The sequence below is a fragment of the Thiocapsa bogorovii genome (genome assembly GCF_021228795.1).
Taxonomy (GTDB): Bacteria; Pseudomonadota; Gammaproteobacteria; order Chromatiales; family Chromatiaceae; genus Thiocapsa; species Thiocapsa bogorovii.
On the sequence record NZ_CP089309.1, the window covers coordinates 143,020 to 167,921 of the forward strand.

The window sequence follows — 24,902 nt, forward strand, 5'->3', positions numbered from 1 at the left end:
AGTCCGGTCTGCTGTGCGAAGCTCAGCGGCGGCATGCACAGCACACCGCCGCCGGGGCGATCGCTCCGGAGCTGCAGACGGATCGGATCGAAGAGTAGCCGATCAATCGACGTACACCACGGCATATCGTCCGCCGTAAGACTGATAGTAAGTCCCGCCGCAGCGATAGAGCGAGGTGCCGTCGATCACGACCGTGCGGCAGGCCGCCGGCAGCGTGGACACATAGACCGCCGAGCGGCGAATCGTCCGGCGCGTGGTGCGCCGAGCGACGCCGGCAACGCTCGCGGGCGTCATGGGACGACCCACGACCGCGTGCGCATCCTTGATCGCGATGCCGATCGGCAGCCAGCCATCGACGATGAGCGCGGCGGCGATGAGTCCGATCCCCATCGCAATGGAGTTGATTGGACGGCGTCTCTTCATCACGGAGCCTCCTCGATCATGAGCGCGCCCAGGTCGTCGACCGAGAGCGTTTCCAGTTGACGGGCACCCGCGGGGGCGACAAACGTGAAGCGATCGGCCGCGATCGTCGGCGCCGTATCCCAGTCGTGGAACCGAACAGTGTATTGCGGAGCGCCGGTGACCCATTTGCTGGTGATGATGTATTTCAGCGGCAGCGGTTGGTCGCCGGTACGGACCCAGATCTGCCAATCGACCTTGGCGGCCCGAAAGGCGAGATGATGCGCCTCGGTCCCGTCCACATAGGCGGTGCCGAGATAGGCGCCCGCTGTCACGTCGGTCATCAAACCCGGATAGGGGTCGGCATAGAAGAGATCGCCCGCCGGGGCGTCGAAACCCGTCGCGACGCGCAGCTCGGTCACAGCCTGGTCGATGGTCCCGGGGGCTTCGATCTGCGCATAGATCTGGAGGCGCTTGCCCTGCAGCGTCAGGGTCTGGCCGTCGAAGACGACCTCCATATCGGCCAGGGGTCCCTGCCGATGGGCATGGAAGTGATCGGGCCGCTCGACTAAGAGGCTTGCCGAGCTGCTCAGCTGCAGCTTCTGGCCGGCCAGATCGATGATCTCGTCATCCACGTCCGCCTGCACGCTGAAGGTGGCCAGACCGCCCAGATAGCTCGACATGGCGCGCAGGACTCGATCCGCTTCGGGATCGACGCGCTGCTCGGCCGCCGCGGCACCGCCCGCGAGCCCGAGGCTCAGAACGATCCCCGTCGCCTGGGCAAGCCCTCGAACGGTGGGTTGTCGTAAACATCGCTGGATCAATGGGTTGTCCTCTTGTGTTGATGATTCCGGAAGCGAAATGTGGAACCGCGGATGGACCGGAACAGGCTCGCGCCGGCGATCGAATCTTCCGGACCGACCGAACCTGGCTTGCCTTTCAAAAGCCCCGATCGCGCGGACGCAAGGGTATTCTCTTGCTCTCGGCTCGTCACGCGCCAATCGGCAATGTCGGCGGTCCCTTCCACCACCCTGGGCAGCGAGCGCGCCCGATTGGAGGGTGGGGAGGATCACCAGGGTGAGGGGGTGGCCGGCGCACCAGGGCAGACCCTGAGTGGATTCTCGAATTCGACCACCTGATCGTAGATCAGGCCCCGCTGATCCGCTCCGTCGAGCCCCGTGGAAGAAAGGGGGTAACAAGGCCATAGGGGACGGCGACGCGGATCATGTTGCGCTCCAGCATGCCGTCCAAGTCCCCGGGCGGGAAGCCTTCAAGGCGCGGATCGCCATCACAGATCTGGCCGAAAAGACACTGGATCGGCAGGCCTACATCCGGGAGCCGGACGCGACCGGGCACGCCCCCCCCCCGAGCGTCTGGTCCGGGGAGCGGATCGCGGGGTGCGGGTCCGGGTGCTGCTCGACGACATCAACTTCCAGAGCCGGGACAGGATATAGCCCGAATATTTCATAAAAAAGGGCGACTCTCGTTCAACCCATTGATAAAATGGCTGTTCCGCCAAGAACGCTTCGGAAGAAGCTAAACGAGGTCGCCCATGCCCGAGTCTACCCCGGAACAGCTGCGTTTTCCCCCGGTCGCCGGTTTCACGGTCCGCGGCGACTTCGACGGCGGCGCCATGTCGTCTGACTTTGGCCCCATGATTCTGCGCGGGGTTGATCGGCAGATCGGCCTGACCGAGCGGTTGAGCGCAGCGATCGATGATTGGCGCCATCCGTCCTACACCACCCATCCGATGCGTGAGCTGATCGCGCAACGGGTCTACCAGATCGCCTGTGCTTACGAAGACGGCAACGACGCCAATGCGCTGCGCCGTGATGCGCTGTTCAAGCTGGGGCTGGAGCGCAAGCCGCTGGATGCGACGACGGACCTGGCCAGCGGGCCGACCTTCTCGCGTTTGGAGAATGGGGTCGGCGCGCGCGACCTCTACCGCATGGCGCAGGCCTTCGTCGAGGCCTTCATCGCCAGCTACCCGAAGGCGCCGCAGGTGATCGTGCTCGATATGGACCACTCCGAAGACGCCACCCATGGCCAGCAGGAGTTCGCGTTCTACAATCATCACTACGGCAACCATTGCTACTTGCCGCTGTTTCTCTTCGAGGGCCTCTCGGGGAAGTTCATCACCGCGGTGCTGCGTCCCGGCAAGCGCCCCACCGGCGCCGAGAACGCGATGATCCTCAAGCGCGTGCTCAAGCGGCTGCGGGCCGCGTGGCCACGCACACGCATCATCCTGCGCGGCGACGGACACTTCTCCAACCCCGAGTTGATGGCCTTGGCGATGGCCGATCCGTTGACGGATTTCATCTTCGGCCTGGCGGGTAACCGGGCTCTCACGCCACGGGCCGAGCCGTTCTTGGCCGACGCCCGCAAGCTCCATGCGCTGCGCATCGAGAACGCCCGGCGCGCCGACGCCGACGTACCCGAGCGGACCCGCACCTACCACGAGGTTGACTACCGTGCCGGTTCCTGGCCCGGCGCGTGTCGGACCATCCTCAAAGCCGAGGTGACGGCGCGCGGCGACAACCTCCGCTTCGTCGTCACCTCCTTGGACTTGCCCAGTCCCGAGTGCGTCTACCGCGATCTGTACTGCGCGCGCGGCCAGGACGAGAACTTCATCAAAATGATCAAGAACGATCTGGCCAGCGATCGCACTTCCGACAGCACCTTCTTGGCCAATCAGATGCGCTTGTTCTTCTCCTGCGCCGCTTACGTCTTGCACCAAACGCTGCGCACCGAGGTCCTCGTCGGCACGGAACTGGCCAACGCCCAGCCTGCCACCGTGATCATCAAACTGTTCAAGCTCGCCGTGCGCGTGGTGCAGTACAAAGACCGCGTGCGCCTGCACCTGCCCTCGAGCTGTCCGGTCAAGACGCTGTTGCAGCAGGTCACCGAGAGGCTCTTCAACGCGCAGCCCGGGCGGCGCCCGCCTAGACGCACATACATCCCCGCACGGGGATTTCAGCACGCGCACGACGACTATGCCCACCTCGGGCAGGGCATCGTACGCCTGCGCGGCGACAAAACTACTCGTGCCCCGTTGATCAAGCCCGTTGCCGCTCGGTATTTCCACCATTCAACCCCCGCGGCGTCCCGGTCATCGCCCTCGGTGACGCCCAGCGCCGCGCAAATCCGCGAGGCCAGTGTCGGCTGTGTCGGTTTATGAAACATCCGGGATAGAAAGGTCCCGACCCGACCCGGATCTGCCGTGCGCGCCCCGTCCTGGGCGACCGTTCTGGACGCAGTGCCGTCGCTGACCGCCGAAGCAGCAATTCGGCAGACGTTCCACAAAGCGGACCTTGCGCGGCGATCTCCCGGAGACACTTTCACCCTCTCAGGCTCCAGAAATTCACGCTGGAACAACAGGCCGTTCCCAACCTGGAACAGACATGCCCTTCCGTAAAGATGCCAATCGCAGCCGGCGTCAGACCGCTGCCTGCGCGAGAGCCGAGCCCTTGTTTGGTGTCGGGCTGGCGGAGTTGGGCGCACCTGTTGTCGAGGCTATTACCTACATAGACTTCAGTATTGAGAGCGTTAAAGCGTCCCGTTCGCCTCCATAGAATTGCTCAAGTGCACGAGAAAATGGACTATTTTCTCCTGCCACCCTTTCAAATAAGGTCATACTTGAGCGGAACTTAAGATAATCTGGATAGCCGAAGATGCGTTCTGCAGTGATGTCACGGTGCTGATTTACGATTTCTGTGCATTCGATAAGCCTTTCACCAAGAACTGGGTGTAGCAGGTAGGCCCTAGCTTCGCCTTCATTCTGGATGGCAAAATGCTCAGACGTCGAACTGCGCCCGAGCCCCTTCACTTGCGGGAACACGTACCACATCCAATGGCCGCTTTTCTGGCCGTACTTCAACTCTTGGACGACGGCGCCTAGGTCATCCCCTTGAGCGGAGAGAAACCTCTGCAAATCATATTCTTCTGTCATGGCTGGTCTAATACCAGGAAAAAAGCCCGATGGCTGTTTTCAATACGCGCCCCGCGTCTCTTTCCGATATGGAGGGACGTTCCGCTGGTGCCAATTGGTAAACAACGATGTGGTATTCTTTTATGTGATGGCCAACTGGCTTGGATACGCCATCGCAGATCGCTAACACAAGCGCGAATAGCCCCACCTCCTTTTGTAAGCCACCGTGGCCAGTACCCATAACCGGGACGCAAACAGAATCCATCCGATGGTCTGCCGCAACTTTTTGTATCTCACTTACCGCCTGGAAAATATGCGACATTTCGGCGCGCAAGCCCTCACCAGCACGCTTGGTCGTTACTGAAAGAAACAAAACCGGCTGCTTCGACTGAAGCGGTTCCTTGAGAAAAACACCTCGACCGATTCCGAAACTCTTCTGCTTCAGCCCAGGCTCCTTTTCCACGTCTTGAGACTCGAAGGAGACAAGCTTGGTTTGAATTAGTTGCTGAATCTCCGCTGCCTGATTCGGAAATACACTTTGAACGTAGGCTCCAAGCGCGCTTTTCGAATCAAGATGGCCCTGTTACGTTTCCTGTGGGTCAGGGCTTGACTCCGGCCCTGCCGGTTCGCACCCTTTGGAGCACATTTCGTAAAACCTGTTGCTGGGCCTGTGGGCATGTGGGCGCGAGGCCCGAGAGTGTGGTCAACCGGTGGGCCGCGCCGACGAGGATCTCGCAATCGGCACGGCCTTGCTCGGCGCGGTCCAGGGGTTGTCCACACGGCCCGTAGGGCTCGGGCCGGTCCGCAGGACGCGTCCACATGTCCACAGGCCAACCGCCGGAGGTCGCTGCCGTGGATTCCGCTTCCTTGTTCACCGTCGCGGTGGGGTTGCAGACACCGTGGGAGGTCCGGGAGGTGGACTTCGATCCGCAGGCCGGACGCATCGATTTCACGGTCGGCTTCGCCCGCGGGGCGCGCTTTACCTGCCCGCACTGCGGGGCGGAGCACCAGCCGGTGCATGACACGCAGGCCGGGAATGGCGTCATCTGAACTTCTTCCAGTTCCAGGCGTACATTCAGGCCAAGGTGCCGCGGGTGCGCTGTGACGCCTGCGGCAAGACCACCCAAGTGGAGGTGCCGTGGGCGCGTCCCGGCAGCGGCTTCACCCAGTTGATGGAGGCGCTGATCGTCGCCTTGTGCCGGGCCATGACGGTACGCCAGGTCGCGCAGCTGCTGGGCGTGAGCGACATGCGCCTGTGGCGGGTGCTGGACCACTATGTCGAGCAGGCGCGCGCGCAGGAGGACTTCTCGCAGGTCACCGCCGTCGGTCTGGACGAGACCGCGGCGCGGCGGGGACATCACTACATCAGCCTCTTTCACGATCTGGAGGAACCGCGGCTGTTGTTCGCCACCGAGGGGCGCAAGGCCGAGGTGGTCGCGCAGTTCGCCGAGGACCTCGAGGCCCACGGCGGCTGCGCGGAGAACGTGCGCGACGTCTGCATCGACATGTCGGGGAGCTACCGCAGCGGGGTGCAGGAGCAGCTGCCGTGGGCGAACATCACCTTCGATGAATTCCACCTCATCCAGCTCGCCAATCAGGCCGTGGATGCGGTGCGCCGCGCGGAGGTCAAAGCCACGCCCGCGCTCAAGCGCAGCCGCTACATCTGGCTCAAGGATCAACAGGACTGGAGCCGTCGGCAGCTGCGCCAGTACCTCGATCTGCGCCGCCTCAACCTCAAGACCCACCGGGCCTACCGCATCAAGGAGAGCCTGCGCGAGATCTTCCGCCTGGCCGACTCCCGCGAGGAGGCCGAGGCGTTGCTCACCCGCTGGTACAGCTGGGCCCGGCGCTGCCGCCTCGAACCGATGAAGGACTTCGCCAAGACCGTCAAGAACCATTGGGACGGCATCCTCAACGCCTTTGATTCCAAGCTCACCAACGGCCGCGTCGAGGCGGCGAACGGGCAGATCCAGGCCGCCAAGGCCAAGGCCCGCGGCTACGGCACCGTGCGCCATCTCATCACCATCGCCTACCTGGTCGCGGGCAAGCTCACGCATCTGCCGGCCTGCCCGTTTGCAAACAAACAGTGTGCAAAGGCGTTAGCATGATCCGGGGATACCTGGACGGGTTACCCACATCAAACGTAAAAGAGCCTCAAAGATACACTCATCGTCGAAGTATTCATTAGCGGGAAGCACAACCATGCAGCCGGGTATGGCGGCAGCCACTTCCTGAATCTTTCCAAATGAAATACTGATCCGGCTTCGGCCACATGTTGCGCGGAGGCCGCCATCGACCTTGCGTATTGCCGCTGACTTAAACCAACCCAAGGTCAAGCGATCTTGAGCATAGAAGAACAAAGACGACAGAACTAAAGTGCCCCCAATAGAGAATGGAATCCATAGTACTCTGCTTAGCGGGGCGACTTGGAGTTTTGATATATCTGCTATATCGAAAATAGAAAGAACGATAAGGATTATCCCGGAAACGAGTAGGATAACAAGAAAACTCTGCTTCTCCAGGAAGGCGAACATAGGGGAGCGATTAGAGTCGGTCTGGCATCACGATTGTGTTGCAGTCTCCTGGCTGCCGAACGCGCGGCATCAGGCGTGTCTTTGCGAATCCTACTTTGTAGCCATGCGAGAGTGTCGACCATCAGCATGCACAGCAGAAGGTTGTAGGCGCGTGGATGGATGCCCACGGGGCGCAGCTGACTGAAATTTGCCGTCCTGGGCGGGAGGTGTCAACGTCTGCTTGTGCCCGGGAACGGCCGGTCGCCAGCCAGAAGGCTCGGTTCTCGCACGAGTAGATGGTAGCCCGACCACCTCCGCAGGTCGATGTCCGCTTTCTGCGGAACTGTCCATGCTCTCCTCGCGTCGGCCGGTGGCCGCAATGCGCGTGATGCAGTCGCCGAGACTCCGCGGCCAACAGGTTGGACCTGGCCGACTGCGTGCCCAAGGGAAGCATGTCGGCCATTGGTTCACTTCTGGTCTTGGCGCGAACTCGGGCCGATACGGGCCTCCACAATCTCGGTAGGCCGCGGGGATGACCATGAACGGGTCGTCGCGCTCGCGATAGCCCTTGGCCTTCTGGCGCTTGGGCAGCGTCACCTTTTGACGCGGCAACTCCTCATACGGGACCCGGCCCAAGAGGTGGCTGATGATGTTCAGGCGCGCCCACTTCTTATCGTCCGAGGGGGCGACGTACCAGGGTGCCCAAACGGTGTCGGTCGCCGCAAACATGGTGTCGCGCGCCCGCGAACAATCGTACCAACGGCTGTAGGACTTGAGATCCATCGGCGTGAGCTTCCAGACCTTGCGACCGTCCTCGATGCGGCCCTCCAATCGGCGGGTCTGCTCCTCGGAACTGACCTCAAGCCAAGATTTGACGAGGATGATCCCGGAGTCGACCATCGCACGCTCGACCAGTGGGGTCATTTCCAGGAAGCGGCTCGTTTGGTCTTCCGTACAGAAGCCCATCACCCGCTCGACGCCGGCACGTTTGTACCAGCTGCGATCGAAGATGATCACCTCCCCGGCCGCCGGGAAATACCGCATATAGCGTTGGAGATACATCTGGCTCTGCTCGCGCTCGGTCGGCGCCGAGAGGACGACGACCCGCAAGACCCGCGGACTGACCCGCTAGGTGATCGCCTTGATGGTGCCGCCCTTGCCCGCGCCGTCGCGACCCTCGAACACGATACAGACCTTGAGCCCCTGGTGGCGAACCGATTCCTGAAGCTTGACCAGCTCGACATGCAAGTTGGCCAACTCCCTGAGGTAATTCTTGTTCTTGAGCTTCTTAGGCTTTTTGGACTTCCGGGCAGCCTCGGAAACAGCTTGGTCGTCGTCGGTCTCGGCGCTGTTTTTTTTCGTCGCTCATGCGTGCTGGCGCCTTTGGTGTGGCCGCCGTTTCAGACGGCCTGATTGGACGGCGCACCGACCACACGGCTCGGTGATTGCGAACTCGTTCTCAAAGATAGCGCTCCGCGGCGGCCACGAAGTCCTCCCGCGGTGGAATCTCGCCGGGCGTGATCATCAGCGGCAGCATGACAAGCCGTCGACCGAGCGCGTTGTGCAACTCACCCAGAACGATCCGGCGAGCCGACGGATCCCCTACAGCGCGCCGGATATTCATCGCATCGAGCGAGAGGTCGATCTCTTTTGCCCAGAACCGGCGCTCGGACCTTCCGGGAGACCACCATGACCGATACCTCGCACCAAGACGGTGTGATCGTTGCCATTCTCGAACGCTTCGAGAAGTCTCGACTGCCGCGCGCGCTCGACATCAAAGCGAAGGTCGAGCGCGGCGAGAGGCTCGACGACGCCGACCTCGCCCATCTCAATGCAGTGCTGGAGGATGCGGAAGGCATCAAGCGCTTCGTGGACCAGCGTCCGGATGTGCAGGGGATCTACACACGCGCCGTGGCGCTATACCAGGAGATCACCAAGAAGGCATTGGAGAACGAGCAAACGGCCTAGAGGCGCCCTCTCGCCGAACCCGAACCCGAGGCAGGGAAGTGCCGAGGCGTGACTACGGCGAATGATGCACCTCGGTCCCCGTCGCGACGGCATGGCTGCCGGGGAACCGCTCGGCGCTCGTCACCTCAGCCGTTGCCGGCCTCGAGCGCGCAGGACTCACCCGTGCCGATCCAGAAATCGAGACTTTTGTGCAGGAAATCGTCCCACGGCATGTAGTGCGAGCCATCGCAAGAGAAATTCAGCCCGACGATACCGTTATAGATGTTGAGCGACCCCGAGCGCAGATAGATGTTCTCGTCCATGAAGCGCAACGCCCGGAAGGTGCGGAAGACCTCGATGACCCGATCCAACGGAATGGCCGCATCGACCGGATACGGGCGCTGTGGATAGGCGAGGCAAGTACCCGGATCGGCGAGATCCTCGTAGTCGAGGATCCTGAACCGGAAGGGGTCGTCAACAAGCCAGAGCGTTGCGCGCGAGCTGGAGAAATGCAGCTTGCCGTGGAAAACGCCATGCGCGGCGATCAGCTCCACGATGAGGTCGAGGATCTCGTCGATGTGTCCGTCCATCAGGCTCTCGACGCGCTGCTGATCGAACAAGCCGCCGCGGATCGCCGGATCGCCTTTGAGCTGGAGCCATTGCTCCGGCTGCTCGTAGAGCTCGCGGGTCAGCGGAAGCTCGCGCAGATCGAAGTCGGCACCGAGATAGCCCAGCAGTGTGCCCTCCTCGTCCTCGATGCGCTGGATGGCGGTGAGCGAAGGGCGGCGCGCATTGCGGCTGATGTAGGCGGGCGAGAGCGAGAAACGCTCGCCGGCGAGCGCCTCGATCATGTAGGGGCGCTCGCGCCGATCCCGTCCACAATGCTCCGGAAGCAGGCCCTGCGGGGAGACGTTCGCAGTCAATTGGCGGGCGTCGCGGTCGAGCACGTAGAGATACTTACAGGATGCCAGCGTCGGCAGTGCCGCGAGCAGGATCCGCTCCAAAGCCGTGCGATCCTGCCACGCCAAGCGACAAGGGTCGACGAGCCGTGCGAGCGATGTCGCCAGGCGGCCCTGCAAAAGGATGCGTTGACGTGCCACGACCGTTTTGAGCGCTTGGCTCATCGCAAGGGTCTCCCGGTACGTAGTGAAGGGCGGATTCTATCCGGAATCGTCCGGATGGTCCGATCGCAATTGAGTCCCCGATCAGGAACGTCGAGAAATACGAATCAAATCCCGACCGAATCGGAAGGATTAGGCATTTGGATTCCCCTCCAAATCAACGACATTTGACGAGCGGATAAAAACCCAGGAGGAGACTCAAGATGCGTATCCCGACAGCAACCGAAATTTCCAACGTCATCGATGCGGCAAAGCGTCTTCGCGAACGAGTCGCGTCGATGGATGCAGGAAAGGTCGCCACACGAGCAGTCGGTGGTGCGGTCGTTCTGACCGCATCCTTTTTGGTCGTCGCGGACCCTCACGCCACCCCGGCTCCCGATTCCAGCGCGGTCGTCTCGGCGCGAATCGCTCCCGTGGGTACCGTGCAGCTCGCCGTCCCGATCATCGTCTCGGCGGTCCAGTAGGTCTCAGCTCGAGACAGAACCACCTCGGCACGCCAATCCGAAATACCTCGCTCGCCAAGGCGCGAAGGTAACCACCCCCTTCGCGCTTTTTTCGTTTGGCCATTGGCCGAGCTCTACAGGACTTCCCCCTGCAGCACCCGCTCGAAGGTAAGCTGACCCTCCTTGAAATCGACCTCGATGAGATCGCCAGGCCCGAATTTCCCCGAGAGGATCTCTTGGGCCAGCGGATTCTCGAGCTGTGCGCGGATCGCGCGCTTGAGCGGACGCGCCCCGTAGACCGGATCGAAGCCGGCCTCTCCGAGATGATCCAGGGCGGCATCGCTGACCTCGAGTGCCATATCGCGATCGGCAAGGCGTTTTTGCAGATAATCGATCTGAATCCGCGCGATCGCCCGGATCTGCGCCGGCTGCAGCGGATGGAAGACCACGATCTCGTCGAGCCGGTTGATGAACTCGGGGCGGAAGGCGACGCGCACGATGTCCATCACGGCGTCTTTCATCTCGGCATAGTTGGCCTCGCCCGCAACCTGCTGGATCACGTCAGAGCCTAGGTTCGAAGTCATAACAATGACGCTGTTGCGAAAATCCACCGTGCGCCCCTGCCCGTCCGTCAGGCGTCCGTCGTCGAGCACCTGGAGCAGGACGTTGAAGACATCCGGGTGTGCCTTCTCGACCTCGTCGAGCAAGATGAGACTGTAGGGACGACGCCGAATCGCCTCGGTCAGATAGCCGCCCTCCTCGTAGCCGACGTAGCCCGGCGGCGCACCGATGAGACGCGCGACAGAGTGTTTCTCCATGAATTCCGACATGTCGATGCGGACCATCGCCTCTTCGGTGTCGAACAGGAAGGCCGCGAGCGCCTTACAGAGCTCGGTCTTGCCAACGCCGGTCGGACCGAGAAACAGGAAGGACCCGATCGGCCGTCCCGGATCCGAAAGCCCCGCGCGCGAGCGCCGGATGGCGTCGCTCACCGCACGCACCGCCTCGGCCTGGCCGACCACGCGTTTCTCGATCTCCTGCTCCATGCGCAGGAGCTTATCGCGCTCGCCTTCGAGCATGCGCGAGACCGGGATGCCGGTCCATTTGGAGACGATCTCGGCGATCTCCTCCTCCGTGACCTTGTTGCGCAGGAGTCGGTTCTCGCCCTGTTCGGCATCGGCGGCCGAGGCGAGCTGCTTCTCCAGCTCCGGGATACGCCCGTATTGGAGCTCCGACATACGCCCCAGATCTCCGGCACGGCGCGCCGTCTCCATCTCCACACGTGCCCGGTCGAGCGCCTCCTTGATATGCGCCGTCCCCTGCACCGCCGCCTTCTCGGACTTCCAGATCTCGTCGAGATCGGAGAACTCGCGCTCGGCGCGCTCGATCTGACTTTCCAGATCGGTCAGGCGCTTCTTGGATGCCTCGTCCGACTCCTTCTTGAGCGCGACCTGCTCGATCTTCAGTTGGATGAGACGCCGATTGAGACGGTCCATCTCCTCGGGCATGGAATCGATCTCCATGCGGATCTGCGATGCCGCCTCGTCGATCAGATCGATTGCCTTGTCGGGCAACTGGCGATCGGCGATATAGCGATGCGAGAGCACGGCCGCAGCAACGATGGCCGGGTCTGTGATCTCCACTGCGTGATGGACCTCATAGCGTTCCTTGAGTCCCCGCAGGATAGCAATGGTGTCCTCGACATTGGGCTCGTCCACCAGAACCTTTTGAAAGCGCCGCTCCAGCGCGGCGTCCTTTTCGACATACTTGCGGTACTCGTCGAGCGTTGTCGCACCCACGCAATGCAGCTCGCCGCGCGCCAACGCCGGCTTGAGCATGTTGCCCGCGTCCATCGACCCCTCGGCCTTGCCGGCGCCAACCATCGTATGCAGCTCGTCGATAAAGAGGATGATGTTGCCTTCCTGCCGGGCGATGTCGTTCAGGACCGCCTTGAGGCGCTCCTCGAACTCGCCGCGGAACTTGGCCCCGGCGATCAAGGCGGCCATGTCGAGCGACAGCAGGCGCCGACCCTTGAGACCTTCCGGCACCTCGCCGTTGACGATGCGCTGCGCGAGTCCTTCGACGATCGCGGTCTTGCCCACGCCGGGCTCGCCGATCAGCACCGGGTTGTTCTTCGTCCGGCGCTGTAGGACTTGAATGGTGCGTCGGATCTCATCGTCGCGTCCGATCACAGGGTCGAGCTTGCCCTGCTCGGCTCGCTCGGTCATATCGATGGTGAACTTCTCGAGCGCTTGACGCTGCTCTTCGGCGTTGGGGTCGTCCACGCTCTGACCGCCGCGCACCGCCTCGATCGCCTTCTCGATCGCGCCCTTGCTCGCGCCGGCATCACGCATCGCGGAGCCCAAGACCCCACGGTCCTCGAGCGCGGCCAACACGAAGAGCTCCGAGGAAATGTACTGATCGCTGCGCTGCTGGGCGAGCTTGTCGGTCTGGTTCAGGAGTCTGTTCAGCTCGTTGCCGACATGGACGTCGCCGCCCGCACCCTCCACGGTCGGTAAGCGATCGAGTTGATCACCCAGCGCCGAGCGCAACCGATTCACGTTCACGTCGGCGCGTGTCAACAAATGGCGCACCGAGCCGCCCTCCTGATCCAACAACGCAATCATCAGGTGAAGCGGCTCGATGAACTGGTGATCTCGTCCCACGGCCAGGCTCTGCGCATCCGCCAAGGCCATCTGAAATTTCGCGGTCAGCTTGTCCATTCTCACGGTGAATGACTCCTGAGTTTTTATAAGGTCATTGCGGAGGTGGGGAATCGGCCCCGGGCAATCAAGCCGGGCCAGCCTCCAGCCTGAGGATGCCGGCATTCCCTCGGTCCGATCAAGCCGAAAACCACCATCGGATCGTAGCTGAGAACTGAAAGCCGAGAGCCAGAGTCACGGGGCTGGAGGCTGGAGGCTGGGGCCCCGCCGCTGTATCATCGCAACGTGAACCTTAGAGACCTCAAATACATCCTCGCCGTCGCCGAGACACGCCACTTCGGGCGTGCCGCCGAACGCTGCTTCGTGAGTCAGCCGACCCTGAGCGGGCAGATCAAGAAGCTCGAGGAGGAGCTCGATGTGGTGATCTTCGAACGGACGAATCGCTCCGTCGAGATCACACCGGTCGGCGAAGCGATCCTCGGACACGCGCGGCTGGCTTTGGAGCAGGCACAGGCCATCGAACAGGTCGCGCGTGCGCATCAAGACCCGCTCGCCGGGCCGCTGCGAATCGGAGCCATTCCGACCCTCAGCCCCTACTTGATCCCCCAGATTCTGGTGCCGCTGAAACGTACCTATCCGAATCTGAAGCTGATCCTGTCCGAGGAGATCACGGATCTGCTCCTCGGCCGTCTCGTACGGCATGAGATCGACGCCGCGCTCCTCGCCACACCGGTCGACGACACCGATCTGGACACGATGCCGCTGTTCGACGAACCCTTCTGGCTCGCCCATCCGCGCAACGATCCCTTGTACGAAAAGGACGAGATCACGGCGAAAGACTTGGAAGAGGTCGATCTACTGCTGCTGGCCGACGGGCATTGTCTCACCCATCAGGTCATGGAGGTTTGCCGTCTCGCGGAGCGGCCGACGAAAGGCGAGATGGCGGACTTGCGCGCCGCGAGCCTGGAGACCTTACTGCAACTCGTTGGCGCCGGATTCGGTTGCACACTCGTGCCGGCGCTGGCAATTCGGGGCGCCTGGATGACCGACAGCGGCATCATCGCGCGCCCGCTGGGCAATCTCCCGGATGCGTTCCGCCGCATTTCCTTGGTCTACCGGCGCAGCTTCCCGAGACTTGCGGCTCTGCAAGCCTTCGCCGACGTGATCCGGCAGAACCTTCCGAACACGGTGAGACGTCTAAGCTGATCCCGATCAGCGAATCATCCGTTTTTTGCAGCTCGCCAAGCACATTCCGATCGTCGAGATTCGCAACGAATTCGTTCCCGTTCGGTACCTTTTGTCTTGCAAAGTGCGACGCTGCACGCACGTTCACCCGACATGAGTGTGCGACAGCGCGTTGCGGAAAAGAATCATGAGTGTTGCGATGCCGACAAAAATGCCTCCATGCGCTAGACTTCATGTGGGGTCAACGACGAATCGCATCGTTTTGGGTGTTGCGAAACGGATACAGGCCCCGAGTTGCCAGGGGTTGCGGAGAGATGGCAAGGCTTGTGCGTCATCCAGTGCAAGTCGTCATCGTCCATCTTCGGACCCGTCGCTAGGGGATACGCGCCATGAGCACACAACGATCACTCGCATTTTGGGAACTTTGCCGTCAGGGACTTCCTCTACTTGCGGATGCGGCCAGCGACTGCTGGGAGCGCGGCAAACAGTTCGAGCTGAGGAACGACATTGCGGTCACGCGATCGCTGAAGGTCCTCATCGAACGGTGCAACTGGGAAATCGAACGCACGACCGCCCGGGCGGCCTGATTCGCAGCCACCGGACGAGCCGCCGAATCCGGCCCGACTCTCGGCGCACGGACGCGCTCGGCCAGCGCTCGGTGCCGCGATGAGTGATCTTGAAGGGTATTTGGTCGTCGAGACGCGTGCAGATCGGCCCGGTCTCGTACGCGTCTTCAGTACACCTCAGAACCCGACGCCGATGGACGGCGCGGCAAGCGAGCCCTCACGGCCTTGTATCCGCTACGCCGCCTTTTTCCCCGCACTCCTCGTCGCCCGGATGCACGCACAAACAGCGCTGCGTCGCAGCATGCTCGATGCAGAGGCCGGTCTCTACCGAACCGATCCGGTGACCGCGGTCGCAGCCGTCGATGCAATCGATTTGAGACACCGAAGGGTCTATATCGAACCCGAGATCGAATCCGACCCGGGCTTCTCCGCCGCGCGCGAGAAACGGCGCAAGCGTCAGCGTTTGGCGAACCGAATCTGGACGGCTGTCGGAATCTTGGCGCTCGTCCTGCTGTTCCTGTTCGCGCAGATCCCGGTCTTCTGAGCACGACATCATGCGTATCGTCGAGGTGATCGCCGATCGGAAGCACGCCAAAACCCTCGCCGGCATGGCGAAGTTCTACGGCGCCGAGGATTACTGGTGGGGCGGCGACGGAGCCGACGGGCGCTGCAGCATCCGTATGCTGGTCCCGGACGACCGTCGGCAGGCCATGATCGACTCCCTCCAGGATCTTTTCAAAGCCAACGACCGGGCAAGAATCGTCGTTCAATCGATCGACGCGGTCTTGACCCACGAGGGACACGCCGACCAGGACGTCAAGGAGGAAAAATCCAAGACCGTCGCAGCGACCCGCGAGGAGCTCTACAGCCAGATCGCTAAAGGCGCCCAGCTCGACAGCAACTTTCTGGTGTTGACCTTTCTCTCGACCTTGGTGGCCGCCATCGGCTTAGTCGAGAACAACATCGCGGTCGTGATCGGCGCGATGGTCATCGCACCGCTGCTCGGACCCAACATCGCGCTGGCGTTCGCCACCTCGCTCGGCGACAAGGAACTGACGTGGCGAGCGTTCAAGACCAACGGGGCAGGCATCGGTCTATCGATGCTGATCTCAATTGCGATCGCCTTGATCCTGCCGATCGGTCTCGACAGCCCCGAGATCCTGTCCCGCACGAATGTCGATCTCGGCGGCGTCGTCTTGGGACTGGCCTCGGGAGCGGCGGCGGTGCTCTCGCTGACGACCGGCCTGTCCTCGACCCTGGTCGGGGTCATGGTCGCCGTCGCCCTGCTGCCGCCTACGGCGACACTGGGAATGATGCTCGGCACCGGACGCTGGGAAGAGGCGCTCGGCGCCTTTCTGCTGCTGGTCGTCAATATCGTCTGCGTACTGCTCTCGGCGAAGGTCGTCTTCCTGCTGAAAGGGGTACGACCCCGCTCCTGGACCGATCGTAATCGTGCGAAACAGTCGATGGCGATCTATCTTTCGCTCTGGGCCGTACTTCTCGCATTGCTGATTGCCGTCATCCTGATCCGGGCCGCCGGTTGGCACGCTGCCTGGTAGGGCCGCGGAGGCGGCCGCCCCAGCGTATCCCGCCCCGGCCGGGCTCAGTCGTCCGAGAGTGGGGCGAATAAGAGATCGAGGTCATCCGGACTCAAGGTGCCCGTTGCGGCACCGCCACCCGCGAGCATGGCGTCGGCGAGGGCCTGTTTGCGTGCCTGCAGATCGGCCACACGCTGCTCGACAGTGCCCTCGGTCAACAGCTTGTAGACAAACACAGGCTTGTCCTGACCGATGCGATGAGCCCGGTCGGTCGCTTGGCGCTCGGCCGCCGGGTTCCACCAGGGGTCATAGTGGATCACGGTGTCCGCTGCGGTGAGATTCAGCCCCGTGCCGCCGGCCTTGAGGCTGATCAGAAACAGGGGCACCTCACCCGCCTGGAAACGATCGACCGGACGGTCGCGATTGCGGGTGCGTCCGGTCAGCTTCACGAAGTCCTGATCCTCGCACAGGCCGCCCTTGGTCAGCTCCTCCTCGATCAAGGCCAGCATGCTCGTGAATTGGGAGAAGAGCAGCACTCGCCGCCCCTCCTCGAGCAGCTCGGGCAGCAGGGTCATCAGAAGATCCAGCTTGGCCGAGCCTTTCACCCTGCGCGCACTCTCGAGCGACACCAGACGCGGATCGCAGCAGACCTGACGCAGCTTGAGCAGGGCGTCCAGGATGATGATCCCGCTGCGCGCGAGCCCCTTGCGGGCGACCTCCTCGCGCACCTTCTCGTGCAGGGCCAGCCGCAGGGTCTCGTAGAGGTCGCGCTGATCGTCTGCGAGGGGGACCTCTCGAATGATCTCGGTCTTCGGCGGCAGCTCGGCGGCGACCGTTTCCTTGGTGCGGCGCAAGAGGAAGGGGGCGACCCGCCGACGCAGCTCGTCCTGCCGCACATCGTCGCCATGACGCTCGATAGGAATTCGGAACAGCCGCCGAAAGCGGCGCTCGTCTCCGAGCAGCTCGGGCATCAGAAAATCGAGCAGTGACCAAAGCTCACCGAGGTGGTTTTCCATGGGCGTGCCGGTCAGGCAGAGCCGATGCCGGGCGTTCAACCCGCGGGCCGCCTGCGCCGCTTTGCTGCGTGGATTTTTGATGTTCTGGGCTTCGTCCAGGATGAGTAGATGGAAATCCCGCTTCGCAAGTGGGTCCAGATCACGGGGCAACAGCGGATAGCTCGTCAACACCAGGTCATGCTCCGGGATCGCCGCGAAACGCGTGTGTCGCGTCGCGCCGTGCAGCGACAGGACACGCAGCGCCGGGGCGAAACGCTCGGCCTCGCGGCGCCAGTTGAAGAGCAGACTCGTGGGCGCGACCACCAGGCTCGGGCGATCCGCTCGCCCGCTCTCCTTCTCGACCAGCAGATGGGCCAGGGTTTGCACCGTCTTGCCGAGACCCATGTCGTCGGCGAGGATGCCGCCGAGCCCGTATTCGCGCAAAAACTGCAGCCAGTCGAGTCCTTGGCGTTGATAGGGGCGAAGCTCGACGGTCAGTCCCAACGGTAGCGCGATGGTCTCCAGGCCTTTGAAGTCACGGAGCCGTCGACCCCATTCGCGCACCGCATCCCCGCCCCGCCAGCGCAGCCCCGGGGCCGCCGCCTCCAGCTCCGCGAGCTGGGCCGCATGGACCCGCGACAGACGCAAGCGGCCCTTGCTCGCCTGTGAGCCCGGCGAACCCTCGGGGTCGTACAGCTCGATCAAGGTCGAGAGGATGGGCCGCAGGCGCTCCACCGGCATCAGGATCAGCCGCCCGTCCGGCAACCTCAGCTGCAAGCGTGTCTCAGCGTCCATCGCGGCGAGGGTCCGCGTCGAGAGATCCACCTGGTAGCGCCCGATCAGTTCCACCAGCAGTGGAAGCAGGTCGACCCGTTGCCCGTCGACCTCCACGCCCAATCCGACGTCGAGCCAGTGCCCCCCCTCGCCCTCTGCGATGTCCATCTCCCAGTCGCCGATTTCGGCGATCCGAAAGTGGAAGCCCTCCTCGATCTCGATCAGCCAACCCTGTGCGGCGAGGTCGGGCAACTCGTTCTGCATAAAATCGATCCAGGATTCCGGGTCGGCACGTTCGAGCCAGAGACCATGGGCATCGGATGTCTCCGCAGTGCGATGGAAGCCCGACGCCTCGAGCAGGTCGATCGCCGCCCGTTCGGCATCGGGTCGCCGCTCGACATCCACAAGCACGCCCTGCTCCACGCGGCGCAGCACCGGCGCGCGATCGCGCGGATCGACCGAGGTGTCGCCGTAGGCGAAATCGAGCACCGCATGATGGGCCCACTCGGGCGGACGCTGGATGCCCCAGTACCGCCCCACGCTGCTCGCCGCAAGGTCGACGCTGCGCAGGCGCAGACGGGGGACGGGGATCTCCGTGCGGCTGCGACGTCGCTCGGGGCTCTTGGGCAGGTGAACAACCCGACCCTTGAAACGCTCCCGCGCAGCCGCCTCCAGCGCCTCGACCGACTCGGGCGCAACCACCGGGGCTGCAGCCAAGACGCCGGCCTCGCGGTCATCGAGGCCGGTCTCGATCGGGCCGCAGTCGCCGGTACTTGGATCCAAATACCAGGGCGGCGACATCGGCAGCAGCAAGAGACCCTGGCGGCCGGCCTCGAGGATCACGTGCAGCCGAGCATCGTCGCCGAGGCGCCACTCCAGGCGCCCCGCAAGCGGGCCCGCGTCACGCAGGACCGGACCGTCGATCGAGCGCAGATAACCGCGCCCGGTCCGTGTAATGGCCGCCATGACATCGGCACCGGTCAGCGTATCCAAATAGGAGGCAGTCGGATCGCCGCCACCTCGCGCGACGGAGAGCAACCCCATGATGCGTTGGTCTTCCGGACCGATGAAGCTCGCCTTGGAGTGGCCGAGGAGATTGAAATCCTGCGGTTTGCCGTAGCCGCCGGCGAGCAGCTGTCGCACCTTTGCCGCACGCACTCGTGTGCGCCTGACCCCGAGGTGCTCCTGAGGATCGATGAAATAGAGGATCCGATGGGGCTCTTCGTCCGGAACGCCCGTCGCACGCTCGATCTGATCGAGCCAGCTCTTTAATTGAAACGGCAGCGCGCGCGCCGCAGCCGGCAAGGTAGCGCTCTTGGGCCGCGTCCCCAAGGACAACAACACGGCCGCCACGTGCTTGCAGTTGTACCCCACCGGACAGGAGCATTGTCCGACGACCGTGAGGGCTCCGTCGGCCCGTTCACCGAGTTGCACGATGCACTGATAGATCCGCCCGGCCGAGCCCCGCACCCGCCCCGTCACCAGCCCGCGCTCGACATCGTGATCCGCGCTCAATACGCGCCGATCTTTGAGATAGCGCCGACCCCGCTCCAGGTAGGTCGACTGAATCGCGTGTTTCAAGGTTTCGGGATCGAGGTGCAGGGGAGCGGAAGGCATCGCGTGTCTTGAGGGCTACAACGAGAAAGCCGCGAGCCTACAACCTCGAGGAGTGGAGTGGAAGGCGCGGCCTGAGTTCGCGGCCGGCATGCGCGGACTTCGTTCGCGTGTCGCCGCACCGCGGCGGGCGCAGTCTTCGCTCTCCCTCGTCCCCGCTTCCGGTTGAAAATCGACGAGGGCGCGCAAGTGCAAAGTTCAGTCGCGCCCGACCCAATCCGGGCGCAGAGTCGATCCTATGCCGCCCGGGCGTGTCGGACCTCGCCGCGATTCCCCCAGGTGTCAGGATAGATGTCGCCTCCCTTTGGGAGAATGTGTGGGAGGATGGGGCATCACCGACCCGGGGCTTTGCGCCCTCCGGGGTCAGCCGGGAAGGAGCCCGAAGGGCGACTGACGGCTGACCCCGGAGGGCGCGGCGCAAGCGCCCCGAGGCATGAGAAGGCGAGCGACATGACAACCTATTCGAGCGAACTGAAAGACAGCATCCTGACGAAGCTACTGCCGCCCAACAACGTCGGCGTCCCGCAGTTGGCCGCGCAAACCGGCATCCCGCGCGACACCCTCTACGGCTGGCGGCGCGAGGCGTTGGGTCGGGCGCGTCGACCACGGGCATCGACGGTGCCTGCCGGGACGCTCGGCAGCGAGGAGAAGTTTGCCGTGGTGATGGAGACCGCCACCCTCAATGAGTTGGAGCTGGGCGCGTACTGTCGGCGCAAGGGCCTGTTCGCCGAGCAGATCAGCGCGTGGCGCACGACCTGCCAGCAGGCCAATGCGCCGCTGACGAGCACGACCGAGCGGGCCGAGCGGCGCGCCGAGCAGGCGGAGATCGTGCGCCTGGGTCGGGAGTTGCAGCGCAAGGACCGGGCCTTGGCCGAAGCCGCCACGTTGCTGGTGCTCCAAAAAAAAGTCCGGGCGATCTGGGAGGAGCCAGAGGACGCTCGCTCGCCTATGAGCGGCGCGTACAAGTGAGCGAGTACATCGCCCAAGCCTGTGCCGAGGGCGCCCGCCTGAGTCGCGCCTGCGCCGCCGTGGGGCTGTCCGAGCGCACCCTGCAGCGCTGGCGTCGCGACGGGGCGATCGGCGGCGACGGGCGCACGCGCGAGCACCGGACCGAAGGCGCGGTACGCACCCCGGCCAATCGGCTCTCGCCCCACGAGCGACAAGCCGTCCTCACAGCCGCCAACGCGCCCAGGTTCGCGAGCTTGAGTCCGCATCAGATCGTCCCGGCGCTGGCCGACGAGGGCTGCTACCTGGGATCCGAGTCGACCTTCTACCGCGTGCTGCGCGACGCCGGGCAGCTCGCCCGCCGCGGTCGCGCCAAGGCGCCGACACGGGTGCGCCCGCAGCCGCTGGAGGCGACCGGGCCGAATCGGGTTTGGAGCTGGGACATCACCTACCTGGCCAGTACCGTGCAGGGGATGTTCTTCTATCTGTACCTGATCATGGATGTCTACAGCCGCAAGATCGTCGGCTGGGAGGTCTACCCGCAGGAGTCCGCCGCGCACGCCGCCAGCGTCCTGCACAAGGCCTACCTGCGCGAAGGCGTGCACCCGGGCACACTGGTCCTGCACTCGGACAACGGCTCGCCGATGAAAGGCGCCACCATGCTGGTGATGCTCCAGCGCCTCGGGGTCGTGCCGTCCTTCAGTCGCCCGGCCGTGAGCAACGACAACCCCTACTCGGAGTCGCTGTTCAACACCGTCAAGGGTCGCCCGGACTTCCCTCCGATCCCTTCGACGGCGTCGAGGCGGCACGCCGCTGGATGACGACATTCACCGCCTGGTACAACACCATCCACCTGCACAGCGCGCTGAAGTTCGTCACCCCGGCACAGCGCCATCGCGGCGAGGATGTCGACCTGCTGGCACGGCGCGACGCGCTCTATCAAGCCGCCAGAGACGACAACCCGACGCGCTGGTCCGGACCCACCCGCAATTGGACGCCGCCCGCTTCGGTCTTGCTCAACCCGGGAAAACCCCCTCGTGAACAGGAGAAGGCCGACACGAACATGACATGATTGATGCGACAACTACCTTGACACTTACCGATTCACCGCGGACAGGACGGCGCCCAGAGAGGCAGCCACGGTATCCCGGTCGATGGCCGCGCCGGCGATGCGCTGCGATCCGAGCTCGAGCTGGACATAGGCGATCGCTTCGGCATCCGTGCCCTCGCCGATTGCATGCTCCTGATAGTCCAAGATGCGCACCGGCTGGCCGCTCCAACGCGACCAGGCATCCACGAAGGCCGCCATGGCCCCCTCCCCTTCACCGCGCAGCCGATGCTCCCCTTCCGGTCCCGCGACGCGGGCCTCGATGACGTCGTACCCGTTGCGATCGAGCCGATAACCGAGCAGCCGGACCGGGGCTTGATCACCGACGAAACGATCCATGAAGATGCGGTGGATGCTCTCGGCATCCATCTCTCCGCCGCGCCGCTCGCTCTGCGCTTGAACCAATCGAGCCAGCTCGACCTGTATCCAGCGCGGCAGGTTGAGGCCGAAGTCGCGCTCCATGACGAAGGCGACGCCGCCCTTCCCGGACTGGCTATTGACCCGGATGACCGCCTGATAGCTGCGCCCCAGATCGCGCGGGTCGATGGGCAGATAGGCGACCTGCCAGGGCTCCTCGTGGCTCTGACGCATCAAACACTTGCGGATCGCGTCCTGATGACTGCCGGAGAAGGCGGTGTAGACCAGCTCGCCCACCCAGGGATGGCGTGGGTGTAGCGGCGTCCCGGTGCATTCCTCCACCACCCGGACGATCTCGTCCGGGTCGCTCAGGTCCAGACCCGGATCGATGCCCTGGCTGTAGAGGTTCATCGCCAGGGTCACGATGTCCAGATTGCCCGTGCGCTCGCCATTTCCGAGCAGGGTCCCCTCGACCCGATCCGCACCCGCCAACAGAGCCAGCTCCGCCGCGGCCGCGGCTCCGCCCCGGTCATTATGGGTGTGCACCGAGAGAACGATCGTGTCGCGCCGCGAGAGATGCGTTGCGAAGTACTCGACCTGATCGGCGAAGACATTCGGGCTCGCGACCTCGACCGTCGCCGGAAGATTGATGATGCACGGCCGCTGCGGGGTCGGCTGCCAGACGTCCAAGACGGCCTCGCAGACCTCGACGGCATAGTCCGGCTCGGTGGCCGTGAAGCTCTCCGGCGAATACTGGAAGGTCCAGCGTGTTTCGGGCCGTCGCGCCGCCTCGCGCAAGACCCACGCTGCACCTTGACGCGCGATCTCCGTCACGCCCGCGCGATCCTGACCGAACACCCATTCACGCTGTATCGGCGAGGTCGAATTGTATAGATGGACGATCGCGCGCGGCACACCGTCCAACGCGTCGAAGGTTCTGCGGATCAGATCTTCGCGCGCCTGGACCAAAACCTGGACTGTGACGTCCTCGGGGATCTTGTCCTCCTCGATCAACCCGCGCACGAAGTCGAAGTCGGGCTGGCTCGCAGCCGGAAAGCCGATCTCGATCTCCTTGAAGCCAAGCTTGACCAGCAAAGCCCAGAGACGACGTTTCTGGGCCACCCCCATCGGCTCCAACAGGGCTTGGTTGCCATCGCGCAGATCCACGCTCGCCCAGATCGGAGCCTGCTCGACGACACGGCTCGGCCAACGGCGGTTCGGTAGATCCACCACCGGACTACGACGATATTTTCGGGCATCAAAACGGGTCATGATCTTCTCCGGGAGCCGATTTCGGGTGTGCTGGATACGCTCCGCAAACGCAGGAGTGGGAGCCTCATGGGCAGGTGCCTCGTGAGCCCTTACCCGGGTCGCGGCTGGTTTGCCGACGGAGATAGAATAGGCCCTTTAGGCACGTAGATGATTGCAAACATGTCCTATATTAGGATCATATGCGCAATGTTCTGCCGCTTTTTACATATTATTCGGCAGATCAAGAATCGCCATCGCGGACGACTGACCCGACGGAGCAACCCCCATGAAGCTGGACCGTTACGATCGCCGGATCCTCGAAGCGCTACAACGCGACGGACGCATCAGCAATCAAGAGCTGGCCGACCGCATCGGCCTCTCGCCATCACCCTGTCTGCGGCGCGTGCGAGCGCTCGAGGAGTCGGGCGTTATCTGCGGCTATGCGGCCCTGCTCGATGCCAAGACACTCGGGCTTAACCTCATGGCGCTCCTGAGCATCTCGATGGACAAGCACACTCCGGAGCGCTTCGAGCGTTTCGACGCCGCCGTTGCGGCCATCCCCGAGGTGCAGGAGTGTCTCTTGATCACCGGACGCGATGCCGACTACCAGCTCAAGGTCGTCGTACGCGATATGGATGCCTACCAGGACCTGCTGCTCAACAAGATCACGCGCATCGAAGGGGTGACCGGCGTGCACTCGAGCTTCGTCCTGCGGCGCGTGGTCGAGCGCGCAAGCCTCCCGTTGGGTTGAGGCCGACCGACGCAAGGGGATCAGGATGAAGGGCAGCAGAAGGGGGCCGTAGGACGAGCGAGAAGTTGGACCGCAACCCCTGCCGTGCCCTGCTCTTTCGTGCTCGCTTTGCGCATCGTCCGCTGCGACGCAGACGACCTTGCCGCCCCCGGCACGCCGAATGCATCAATCTCCAGCGAAAGCCTCATCTATCGGAGGCGAGGAGAAAACCATGAACGATCGACAACTCCAAACCCAGTCGCAGAGAGGGACGAAACAGGATCACGAGCGCGCACGCCGGCTCCGCGGGGTCCTGACGGAAGCGTCACTTCAAAACGAAAACGTCCTTTACGCATCCACAAGAGGCATTAGTCAGAATAACGGGTCGTTCGGATTTCGCCCTGCTTATCTCGATGGCGCAAGCGGCGAGGCGGTGCTGTCATGCTTTTCGAACGGTACCCCGGCGCCCGTGCACCTGCTCGATGGGCTGCCCGAGTCCTGGATCCTGAACCGAGATCACGCGGGTCACGTGACTGCGACTCGCCCCGGCATCATCTCCGGATTCATCCGCGACGGTCGGTTCTATACGCGGGAAGAGGCCATCACGGCCACAGCTCACTAGACCGTCACACACCGACTCGACAACGGTTCTCCGCCGGTGCAGGGACGCACCACCTCCCGCCGTAAAAGCCACCCCCGTTCAGCATAACCTGAGCCCCGTCTCTTCTACGGAGATGCAAAGGGATCCCGGGGTCAATTCAGCGGTTCCCCGACCGCTTTCCGTTGCACTCTCGGATGTGCCCGGACATTCCAATCACGAAGAGA

Annotated in this window: 17 protein-coding genes and 5 pseudogenes; 11 read left to right on the top strand and 11 right to left on the bottom strand. The window is 63.4% G+C overall.

Going from position 1 to position 24,902, the window contains the following annotated elements; all coding sequences use genetic code 11:
* Positions 1-102: 102 nt before the first annotated feature.
* The 3 genes from LT988_RS00680 to LT988_RS00690 form a co-directional block, all read right to left on the bottom strand.
* On the bottom strand, positions 103-423 hold the full coding sequence (locus LT988_RS00680) for a DUF6515 family protein (RefSeq protein ID WP_232408363.1): 321 nt from the start codon (positions 421-423) through the stop codon (positions 103-105).
* Positions 423-1,223, bottom strand: coding sequence for a DUF2092 domain-containing protein (locus LT988_RS00685; RefSeq protein WP_232408364.1), 801 nt, complete (start codon positions 1,221-1,223; stop codon positions 423-425). Before LT988_RS00685 ends, LT988_RS00680 begins: the two co-directional genes overlap by 1 nt.
* 322 nt (positions 1,224-1,545) lie before the next feature.
* On the bottom strand, positions 1,546-1,755 hold the full coding sequence (locus LT988_RS00690; protein ID WP_232408365.1) for a hypothetical protein: 210 nt from the start codon (positions 1,753-1,755) through the stop codon (positions 1,546-1,548).
* Between the two features lie 196 nt (positions 1,756-1,951).
* Here LT988_RS00690 and LT988_RS00695 point away from each other — a divergent pair.
* Positions 1,952-3,340: pseudogene (locus LT988_RS00695) on the top strand (IS1380-like element ISTro1 family transposase); the annotation flags it as partial.
* Between the two features lie 579 nt (positions 3,341-3,919).
* On the opposite strand, the gene LT988_RS00700 reads toward LT988_RS00695, so the two are convergent.
* Together LT988_RS00700 and LT988_RS00705 are read right to left on the bottom strand one after the other, a co-directional pair.
* Positions 3,920-4,348 carry a DUF1810 domain-containing protein gene (locus LT988_RS00700; RefSeq protein ID WP_232408366.1) on the bottom strand — a complete coding sequence of 143 codons (429 nt, stop codon included), beginning with the start codon at positions 4,346-4,348 and terminating at the stop codon, positions 3,920-3,922.
* A gap of 7 nt (positions 4,349-4,355) precedes the next feature.
* Positions 4,356-4,883 (bottom strand): annotated as a pseudogene (locus tag LT988_RS00705) (macro domain-containing protein); the annotation flags it as partial.
* A 263-nt stretch (positions 4,884-5,146) separates the two neighbouring features.
* On the opposite strand from LT988_RS00705, the pseudogene LT988_RS00715 reads away from it, so the two are divergent.
* Positions 5,147-6,435, top strand: a pseudogene (locus tag LT988_RS00715) (ISL3 family transposase).
* 516 nt (positions 6,436-6,951) lie between these two features.
* Here LT988_RS00715 and ppk2 read toward each other — a convergent pair.
* Together ppk2 and LT988_RS00725 are read right to left on the bottom strand one after the other, a co-directional pair.
* Positions 6,952-8,112 (bottom strand): annotated as a pseudogene (gene ppk2 / locus LT988_RS00720) (polyphosphate kinase 2); the annotation flags it as partial.
* Between the two features lie 187 nt (positions 8,113-8,299).
* Positions 8,300-8,464 carry a hypothetical protein gene (locus LT988_RS00725; protein ID WP_232408368.1) on the bottom strand — a complete coding sequence of 55 codons (165 nt, stop codon included), beginning with the start codon at positions 8,462-8,464 and terminating at the stop codon, positions 8,300-8,302.
* A 65-nt stretch (positions 8,465-8,529) separates the two neighbouring features.
* On the opposite strand from LT988_RS00725, the gene LT988_RS00730 reads away from it, so the two are divergent.
* Positions 8,530-8,808, top strand: coding sequence for a hypothetical protein (locus LT988_RS00730; RefSeq protein ID WP_232408369.1), 279 nt, complete (start codon positions 8,530-8,532; stop codon positions 8,806-8,808).
* 125 nt (positions 8,809-8,933) lie between these two features.
* Here LT988_RS00730 and LT988_RS00735 read toward each other — a convergent pair whose 3' ends face one another.
* Positions 8,934-9,911 (bottom strand): PDC sensor domain-containing protein, encoded by a 978-nt coding sequence (locus tag LT988_RS00735; RefSeq protein WP_232408370.1) that lies wholly within the window; start codon positions 9,909-9,911, stop codon positions 8,934-8,936.
* 200 nt (positions 9,912-10,111) lie between these two features.
* Here LT988_RS00735 and LT988_RS00740 point away from each other — a divergent pair, with 200 nt between their 5' ends.
* Positions 10,112-10,372 carry a hypothetical protein gene (locus tag LT988_RS00740; protein ID WP_232408371.1) on the top strand — a complete coding sequence of 87 codons (261 nt, stop codon included), beginning with the start codon at positions 10,112-10,114 and terminating at the stop codon, positions 10,370-10,372.
* A 113-nt stretch (positions 10,373-10,485) separates the two neighbouring features.
* On the opposite strand, the gene clpB is transcribed toward LT988_RS00740, so the two are convergent.
* Entirely contained in the window at positions 10,486-13,080 is a 2,595-nt protein-coding gene (gene clpB / locus LT988_RS00745) for an ATP-dependent chaperone ClpB (RefSeq protein ID WP_332460511.1), read from the bottom strand.
* A 219-nt stretch (positions 13,081-13,299) separates the two neighbouring features.
* Here clpB and LT988_RS00750 point away from each other — a divergent pair, with 219 nt between their 5' ends.
* From LT988_RS00750 to LT988_RS00765, 4 genes are all read left to right on the top strand, one after another.
* Positions 13,300-14,220, top strand: coding sequence for a LysR substrate-binding domain-containing protein (locus LT988_RS00750; protein ID WP_232408373.1), 921 nt, complete (start codon positions 13,300-13,302; stop codon positions 14,218-14,220).
* Positions 14,221-14,588: 368 nt separating this feature from the next.
* Positions 14,589-14,786 carry a hypothetical protein gene (locus LT988_RS00755; protein ID WP_232408374.1) on the top strand — a complete coding sequence of 66 codons (198 nt, stop codon included), beginning with the start codon at positions 14,589-14,591 and terminating at the stop codon, positions 14,784-14,786.
* Between the two features lie 79 nt (positions 14,787-14,865).
* Positions 14,866-15,309, top strand: coding sequence for a hypothetical protein (locus tag LT988_RS00760; RefSeq protein ID WP_232408375.1), 444 nt, complete (start codon positions 14,866-14,868; stop codon positions 15,307-15,309).
* Positions 15,310-15,319: 10 nt separating this feature from the next.
* Complete coding sequence (locus tag LT988_RS00765; protein ID WP_232408376.1) at positions 15,320-16,324, top strand: TIGR00341 family protein; 1,005 nt, start codon at positions 15,320-15,322, stop codon at positions 16,322-16,324.
* Between the two features lie 44 nt (positions 16,325-16,368).
* Here LT988_RS00765 and LT988_RS00770 read toward each other — a convergent pair whose 3' ends face one another.
* Positions 16,369-19,689 carry a DEAD/DEAH box helicase gene (locus LT988_RS00770; protein ID WP_232408377.1) on the bottom strand — a complete coding sequence of 1,107 codons (3,321 nt, stop codon included), beginning with the start codon at positions 19,687-19,689 and terminating at the stop codon, positions 16,369-16,371.
* A gap of 447 nt (positions 19,690-20,136) precedes the next feature.
* Here LT988_RS00770 and LT988_RS00775 point away from each other — a divergent pair.
* Positions 20,137-21,703: pseudogene (locus tag LT988_RS00775) on the top strand (IS3 family transposase).
* A gap of 24 nt (positions 21,704-21,727) precedes the next feature.
* On the opposite strand, the gene leuA reads toward LT988_RS00775, so the two are convergent.
* Entirely contained in the window at positions 21,728-23,368 is a 1,641-nt protein-coding gene (gene leuA / locus LT988_RS00780; protein WP_232408378.1) for a 2-isopropylmalate synthase, read from the bottom strand.
* Positions 23,369-23,633: 265 nt separating this feature from the next.
* Here leuA and LT988_RS00785 point away from each other — a divergent pair, with 265 nt between their 5' ends.
* Both LT988_RS00785 and LT988_RS00790 read left to right on the top strand, forming a co-directional pair.
* Complete coding sequence (locus LT988_RS00785) at positions 23,634-24,098, top strand: Lrp/AsnC family transcriptional regulator (protein ID WP_232408379.1); 465 nt, start codon at positions 23,634-23,636, stop codon at positions 24,096-24,098.
* A gap of 211 nt (positions 24,099-24,309) precedes the next feature.
* Positions 24,310-24,699: a hypothetical protein gene (locus LT988_RS00790; RefSeq protein ID WP_232408380.1), complete on the top strand. Its 390-nt coding sequence runs from the start codon at positions 24,310-24,312 to the stop codon at positions 24,697-24,699.
* Positions 24,700-24,902: the final 203 nt, after the last annotated feature.